The organism is Parabacteroides sp. AF19-14, assembly GCF_003635485.1.
In the GTDB taxonomy this organism is placed as follows: Bacteria; Bacteroidota; Bacteroidia; order Bacteroidales; family Tannerellaceae; genus Parabacteroides; species Parabacteroides distasonis.
In genome coordinates this window covers 1-6,294 of the sequence record NZ_QTMJ01000045.1, presented here as the reverse complement: position 1 = coordinate 6,294, position 6,294 = coordinate 1, and the positions used below count along the sequence as shown (strand labels likewise).

Annotated in this window: 9 protein-coding genes and 1 pseudogene; 6 read left to right on the top strand and 4 right to left on the bottom strand. The window is 41.6% G+C overall.

What is annotated here, in order from left to right; genetic code table 11:
- The 4 genes from DWX33_RS22025 to bla all read left to right on the top strand — a co-directional run.
- Nucleotides 1-739: replication initiation protein (locus DWX33_RS22025; RefSeq protein ID WP_147425522.1), on the top strand; the 739-nt coding region annotated here is incomplete at its 5' end.
- 28 nt (nt 740-767) lie between these two features.
- Nucleotides 768-968 carry a hypothetical protein gene (locus DWX33_RS22020; protein ID WP_117897968.1) on the top strand — a complete coding sequence of 67 codons (201 nt, stop codon included), beginning with the start codon at nt 768-770 and terminating at the stop codon, nt 966-968.
- A gap of 113 nt (nt 969-1,081) precedes the next feature.
- The gene (locus tag DWX33_RS22015) at nt 1,082-1,630 is read left to right on the top strand and encodes a BfmA/BtgA family mobilization protein (RefSeq protein WP_117897962.1); all 549 of its coding nucleotides are present in this window, start codon (nt 1,082-1,084) and stop codon (nt 1,628-1,630) included.
- Between the two features lie 18 nt (nt 1,631-1,648).
- The gene (bla, locus tag DWX33_RS22010; RefSeq protein WP_117897964.1) at nt 1,649-2,602 is read left to right on the top strand and encodes a class A beta-lactamase, subclass A2; all 954 of its coding nucleotides are present in this window, start codon (nt 1,649-1,651) and stop codon (nt 2,600-2,602) included.
- 105 nt (nt 2,603-2,707) lie between these two features.
- Here bla and DWX33_RS22005 read toward each other — a convergent pair whose 3' ends face one another.
- Complete coding sequence (locus DWX33_RS22005) at nt 2,708-3,607, bottom strand: DUF5712 family protein (RefSeq protein WP_117897966.1); 900 nt, start codon at nt 3,605-3,607, stop codon at nt 2,708-2,710.
- Nucleotides 3,604-4,206 carry a BfmA/BtgA family mobilization protein gene (locus tag DWX33_RS22000; protein ID WP_087306506.1) on the bottom strand — a complete coding sequence of 201 codons (603 nt, stop codon included), beginning with the start codon at nt 4,204-4,206 and terminating at the stop codon, nt 3,604-3,606. The genes DWX33_RS22005 and DWX33_RS22000 overlap by 4 nt, the downstream gene beginning before the upstream one ends.
- Before the next feature lie 491 nt (nt 4,207-4,697).
- Between DWX33_RS22000 and DWX33_RS21995 the strand changes: the two genes are divergently transcribed.
- Nucleotides 4,698-5,012 carry a hypothetical protein gene (locus DWX33_RS21995; RefSeq protein ID WP_117897959.1) on the top strand — a complete coding sequence of 105 codons (315 nt, stop codon included), beginning with the start codon at nt 4,698-4,700 and terminating at the stop codon, nt 5,010-5,012.
- Nucleotides 5,013-5,071: 59 nt separating this feature from the next.
- Here DWX33_RS21995 and DWX33_RS21990 read toward each other — a convergent pair whose 3' ends face one another.
- Together DWX33_RS21990 and DWX33_RS23005 are read right to left on the bottom strand one after the other, a co-directional pair.
- Complete coding sequence (locus tag DWX33_RS21990; protein WP_032530137.1) at nt 5,072-5,341, bottom strand: Txe/YoeB family addiction module toxin; 270 nt, start codon at nt 5,339-5,341, stop codon at nt 5,072-5,074.
- Nucleotides 5,334-5,762, bottom strand: coding sequence for a hypothetical protein (locus DWX33_RS23005; RefSeq protein WP_227806172.1), 429 nt, complete (start codon nt 5,760-5,762; stop codon nt 5,334-5,336). The genes DWX33_RS21990 and DWX33_RS23005 overlap by 8 nt, the downstream gene beginning before the upstream one ends.
- Before the next feature lie 291 nt (nt 5,763-6,053).
- On the opposite strand from DWX33_RS23005, the pseudogene DWX33_RS21980 reads away from it, so the two are divergent.
- A pseudogene (locus DWX33_RS21980) lies at nt 6,054-6,294 on the top strand (replication initiation protein); the annotation flags it as partial.

Sequence of the window (6,294 nt, the reverse complement as noted above, 5' to 3'; positions counted from 1 at the left end):
AAAAGAAGCCCTACAGTCGCTTCAGCGAAAGATCTTTGAGTATGAAGATGATGAGATCTGGCAAAGTATCTCTATCATAGCCTTGCCTTATATACGGAAACGTTCTTCAGTCTTGTCCTTTCAGGTACACCCACGTGTATGGGACTGCATACTTGATTTCTCAAAGGGCTTCAGAAAATACGAACTGAAAGCAGCCATGAGCTTTAAGAGCCAGTTTTCAATGCGTTTTTATGAGTTACTGAGCAACCAGAAAACTCCTCTGATATACTCTATAGAACAACTAAAGGAAATGTTTTGTGTAGCAGATAAATACGAGCGTATCAACGATTTTATACGTTATGTTGTGGATGCAGCAAAAAAAGAGCTTGATGAAGTCAGCCCATATACCTTTGAGTACACACCACTCAAAACAGGACGAAAGATAACGGCCATAAAGTTTTATCCGGTATATCAACCGGAACACCGTGACAGTGATTTGGAAAAACATGACCTTCAAAAACAGACAGCTTTAAGCTGGTCTTTGGCTCCTGAAGTAAGAAGCTATCTTAAAAACTCGATTGAATTTTCAGATAAAGAGATTAAGAACAACCTGGATCTGTTTATATCAGCACAAACCTTACTCCCGGATTTACTTAACGAGCTTGCCATTCTAAAAGGGAAATCAAGGGAAAAGAAGAACCCCAAAGGTTATATAATCAATGCTATCAAGGGAAAAATTAAAGATAGAAAGAAACTTTGAATCTGTAACAAAATCAAAAAGCAACGATATGAAAGAAGGAGACTTGATATTGGTATCTGCTGAAGCCACAGGCTTAGGAAAGCCAATGGAAGCCATTATAGACAAGATTGAGACATTCATGGGACAAACCCTTGTAACGGTCACTTACACGCAACCAAACGCCTTATCCGGCTTTGGAGGGTACTTTGTGGATTCTCATATCACTTTAAGCGAAGAAAAGGCCAAGTAACCTGAATATATTTCAGGAATATTCAGTATATTTACAGCATATTTAATTAAAAAGAAGCATAAAACCAGCATATCAAGCATATTATAAGCATATTCATATCAATCGGTTAAGGTATGACAGATAAAGTAACCATACAACCCAAAAGCAAGCCGGAAAAGACTACAATCTCAATAAGCGGAGAAACATCTGAACGGCTGGAGATATACTGCCGGGCAAACGGCATATTACGGAAAGAGTTCGTTTCTCTCGCCCTGGAATACTTTGAACGCACAGGTTTCGACCTGAAGAGTAACGCGCTTGATTACTCCCCCTTGGAAAAGATCATCGGAGAATTGAATGAAGTAAAAGCGACCATGCAGACAAGCAATGAGGGAACAGAAGCGATTCGCCAACTACTACAGGCAGTCCGGGAACAGACCGCAAAACAGCTTCCAGCTCCAGAACTTATCGCAAAGGCAGCAGAAGAAAAGGTACGTGCTGAAATGAGAGCAGAAGAACAGGTAAAAGAGCTCCAGGTTCTTCAGGAAGAAAACGACCGATTGCGTAACGAAATCAAAGTTCTTCAGGAGTATAAAGAAAAAGCACACCGGGAACTTTGCCGGGTACGTGACGAACAGAAAACTTTCGGAAAAATAAAAGTAAAAACAGAATTTAATTTATAACTCTATATCATTTATTTCATGAAAAAAAACAAGATTATTTTATCAGTTTCAATTGTCATTTTATTGTGTTTAACTATCATTTCATTAAAGCAATTTTCGCACAAGTCAATAGCGAACAAGAGTAAATCAGAGCTAAACAGTCAGGTTATCAGCGATTCTATTTCTAAGATTGCATCCGAATATCCAGGAGAAATCGGAGTTGCTGTAATCATAAACAATCAGGACACAGTAACAGTAAACAACAAAAGTATTTATCCAATGATGAGCGTATTTAAGGTTCATCAGGCATTAGCTCTTTGCAATGACTTTGACAAAAAAGGTATTTCCCTTGACACATTGGTAAAGATAAATAGGGAAAAACTTGATCCAAAAACGTGGAGCCCTATGATGAAAGATTATTCAACATCTGTCATATCATTAACAGTGAGAGATTTATTACGTTATACTCTTATTCAAAGCGACAATAATGCAAGCAATATCATGTTTAAGAATATACTCAATACTGCACAAACAGACAGTTTTATAGCGAAACTCATTCCACGTTCGAGCTTTCAAATAGCTTACACGGAAGAGGAAATGTCAGCTGACCATGACAAAGCTTACTCTAATTATACATCCCCTCTTGGTGCCGCAATATTGATGAATCGTTTGTTTACAGAAAGCCTTATTAGTAACGAGAAACAAAATTTCATTAAGAATACATTGACAGAATGTAAAACAGGTGTGGACAGGATAGTAGCTCCGCTTCTTGATAAAGAAGGGGTTGTTATAGCACATAAGACAGGCTCAGGTTGTGTCAATGAAAATGGTATTCTTGCAGCTCACAATGATGTAGCCTTTATACGTTTACCTAATAACAAATACTATACATTGGCTGTATTCGTAAAGGATTTTAAGGGTAATGAAAAACAAGCTGCAAAAATCATAGCCCGCATATCCGGCACTGTATATTCATTATTGATTCAATTTTAGGGAAACAAAAAAGCTTTTCCAAGAACTAGTTGTTAATTCCCTTACCCTGCATATCAAGGTAAGGGAATTAACAAGCCCTAACACAAGTGGTATGTATATGTAGAATCACATACCCATTCCAAACCCCCGGCTTCTTTTCCTGGGCTGGTCGAGTTCTTCCTCCTGTTGCTTCTTCCGCTGCGGTACCTGGTTGATTTCCGGAACTTGGGAAATACTGTTTCCCTGTTGTTGGCTCTCTTCACGGCCTTGTTCCTGGTGCGGTTCCTGAAGATCCCGGTTCCATTCGGCTTTCATCTTCTCAAGCCGTTCATGGTTCACACGTTCCGCCCACTCCTTTTTCTGGAATATTTCTTTCGGGCTTCCGTTCTTCATGGTATTGAGATAGTCGAAGGTCTGTTCCGGGGCCCGGTCATACCCTGTGCGCTTGTCAAATGAGGTTTCACACTTTCGGAAAAAATCTGTCCTGTCGAAACCTCCCTTCACGTTTCCGCAGTTCTTCTTCCCGGTGTGGTTGGTCTTTGGGCTTAGCTTCCTGGTGTTGCTCCTGTCCTTCCGGCTGACGATGATATGTGCGTGCATGTCGTACCGGTCGGCTCCCTTCCTCTCAAAATGGATCTTTCCGTAATACTCGACATCCTCTTTGTTCAGGCCTTTTCCGAACCCTTCCGCATAGTGCTGCATCACATCATCACGGACATACCTTCTCATGGCTTCAGCCTGTTCCTTCTCTGTCTTGCCCATTTTCTCCAGCTCCCGGCTGGAAGGGCTTACCGTGATCACATAGAACTTCGCATCGTTCCGGCTTAATTTTGCCTTGTTGTTGTCTATCTTGAAGGTTACTTCCTGTGCGCTTATGTAGTCACGAGAGTTATTGAAAAACGGCTGCACTTCCCGGCCGTTCTTCATGCGCTCCAGATCCTCATGCTGGAGATAGGTCGTTACTCCTGTGCAGCTCCCTGTATTGGCATAAGTTCCGGAACCGCCACCCTGAATTTTTATATTCATAGCCCCCTCCTTTCCTTTTCCTTCTTATAGACCTTGTTTATGTCATCGAGCAGCCCGGTCTTTCCTTTTGCATCGAGGAAGGAAACGATATGTTGCATGGCCTTGAGTTGTGCCGTTTCGCTGGCTTCTATCCGCTTGAAGATAATATCCTGGTTCTTCCTTATAGTTGAATCTGCATCCCGCACCGCTTTTTCTGCCCTGCCTATGGCCTTGCCGTTGTTGTCGGAACTGTTGATTATCCCGGCAAGCAGCTCCTTGTTATCCTTCAGGAACCGCCTGAACTTTTCTTCCGAAAGTAAGGATGAAAGGCTTATGGTTATCTGTGTGCTGGCTCCGGCCAGAGCTTCACAAGCCGGACGCACAAGATCCGTTTCCTGTTTCTTCAGGAATGCGAACACCTGGTCCATGCGCTTGATAAGCTTCTGCATTTCCTGTGCCGGGCTTTCATGCTCGACCGGGTTTATACCGTACTTCTCAAAGTAGTTTATGGCATGAGTAATATACTCCATTTTTGACACACTGTTTGCCTTGGCCAGACGGTCAAGTTTAGCAAAAGTAGTACGTTCTACCGCTACTGTTGTTTTACTGTCTTTTTCCATATAATTATAAGGCTTATTATAACGAATTAATATACTAACTAATTGGTTTACAAGATAGTATATTTATTCGTTATAACCAAATTATATTGGTATAATTTCCTAAATAGCTGATTTACAGCTAAAAACCCCGTAGGGCAAGAGGAAAAAACAGGGCTTGCCCGGTTTCCTCTTGCTGTTCTATCGAACACCCTCCCCAGCGCGAAATTAGCAAAGGGGACGGGGAGAGATAGAACCTATCCCACACACGTGAACACACACGAAAACCGCACACCTGGTACACAACAGAATTACCCAACAAAACCGCACAACAGGCCATATCCGGAACACCACAAAAAACTCATCGGTCGGGGAGCGCCGCACGGCAAGGGGCGGGACCACCCGTCCCGACGAGTGCAGCCGTTTGCAGTGCAAATCAGTGTGCGGTTTTACTTGGATATCCGATATAAAATACCTAACTTTGATTCCGTAACGAAATCAAACAAAACAGACCTATGGAAAAGGAGCCAGGAAAAAAGACCGGGAAAGGTGGAGCCAGAGAAGGTTCCGGAAGAAAGGCTGTGTCCGGCATGTACACCAAGACCATGAGAGTGCCTACAGTAATGGAAGAAGAAGTGCTTTGTCTGATCGATATGTATTCAAATTGGCTGAAGCATGGAAAAATGGAAAAGGGTATGGCAAGGCGCACCACTCCGGAACAGAGAATGAGAGCTATCCGGTCAATACAGGAAATACTCGATTATGAGAAGCAGAGCCAGAAAGCACACAAACAGGAAGAAGAGGATAAACGGCAGTTGTCTTTATTTTGATTCTGTCACAAATTCAAAAGGATTGCAGTAAGTTCCGAAACGGCACATACTGCAATCCTTCATTTGTCGTCATAATGCCCCCAGGCTGAAATGATAAACACAATTACGGTAGTCTCGTTGACCATATACCTGATACGGTTCTTCTTGTCCAGCTGCCTTGACCAGACACCCTCCAGGTATCTCAACTGTTCCGGATGCCCTGTACCCGTATATGGGTGTTCCCGGAGTTCATCAAGCAGCTTCTCCAGCTTCTTGAAAAGCTGTGGAGAGGATTTTCTCATTAACAGGACATGTTTTACCGCTTCTTTGGAAAATTCTATCTCATACATTGCCTTCGCCCTCTATACGGTTAAGAAAATCGTCCAGAGACTCATTCTTGGCCATTCTGAAGGTATTTCCGTTTCGGATATCTTCAATACCTCTCTGGATAGCCGCAAGTTCTTCCTTTGAAGGAAAATCACCTTCTCTGACTGCACACACCATGATAGGGGCTGCATTGCGTCTGGAAACCAGGATCGTTTCCGTCTCTGCCATTTCGAAGTATTTCTTCTGGTTGGCACGAAATTCGCGCGTTGTAACAATCTGCATAGTTCTAATATATTGGTTTACACTGCAAAAATAGGGATAAAAACCAATGAAACAAAAGTTTTGTGTACTTATTTGTGTACACGCGCGGAAAATTCGTTCCTCAAAGAACGCTGCGCTGGCTTTTGCTTTGCTTTCACAAACATTCAAAAAGTCGTTTTTCACGGATTTGGAGGTCTGGAAGCCACATTCAGGCTAAAATTTTATGACTTGTTTTTAAGCATTACTTGTTATATGCTTATCGACTTCCGAAAAACATGCTTTAATAATCTGATAAACAATAAATTACAAGCAACAACAAGAATCTAACTACGAGTTTTTGAATACTAACTGCGAGTTTTAGAATACTATTTCAAAGTTTAACTACGAGTTTTTGAATACTAAATCACAATATTAACGAGTTTTATTCGCAAAACTCGTTTTTATTACTTATATTTGCACAAAACACTGATAATTATGGCAATAGTAAACAAAGACCTTATCCAAAGTTATATTATGACTACTGCAAAATATGACTTTAACGTGTACGAAAAGCGTATCATTTATCGTCTTGTAGAAATGGCTCAAGGAGAGCTGCAAGGCATAAAGTTCGCTGATAACTGTCAGAAGATAGAGCATGATCTTTTCAGTTGCGTAAATATAACCATGCCTATCGCCTGCCTGCTTAATGGGGAGGATGACAAAAATTATGCAAGAG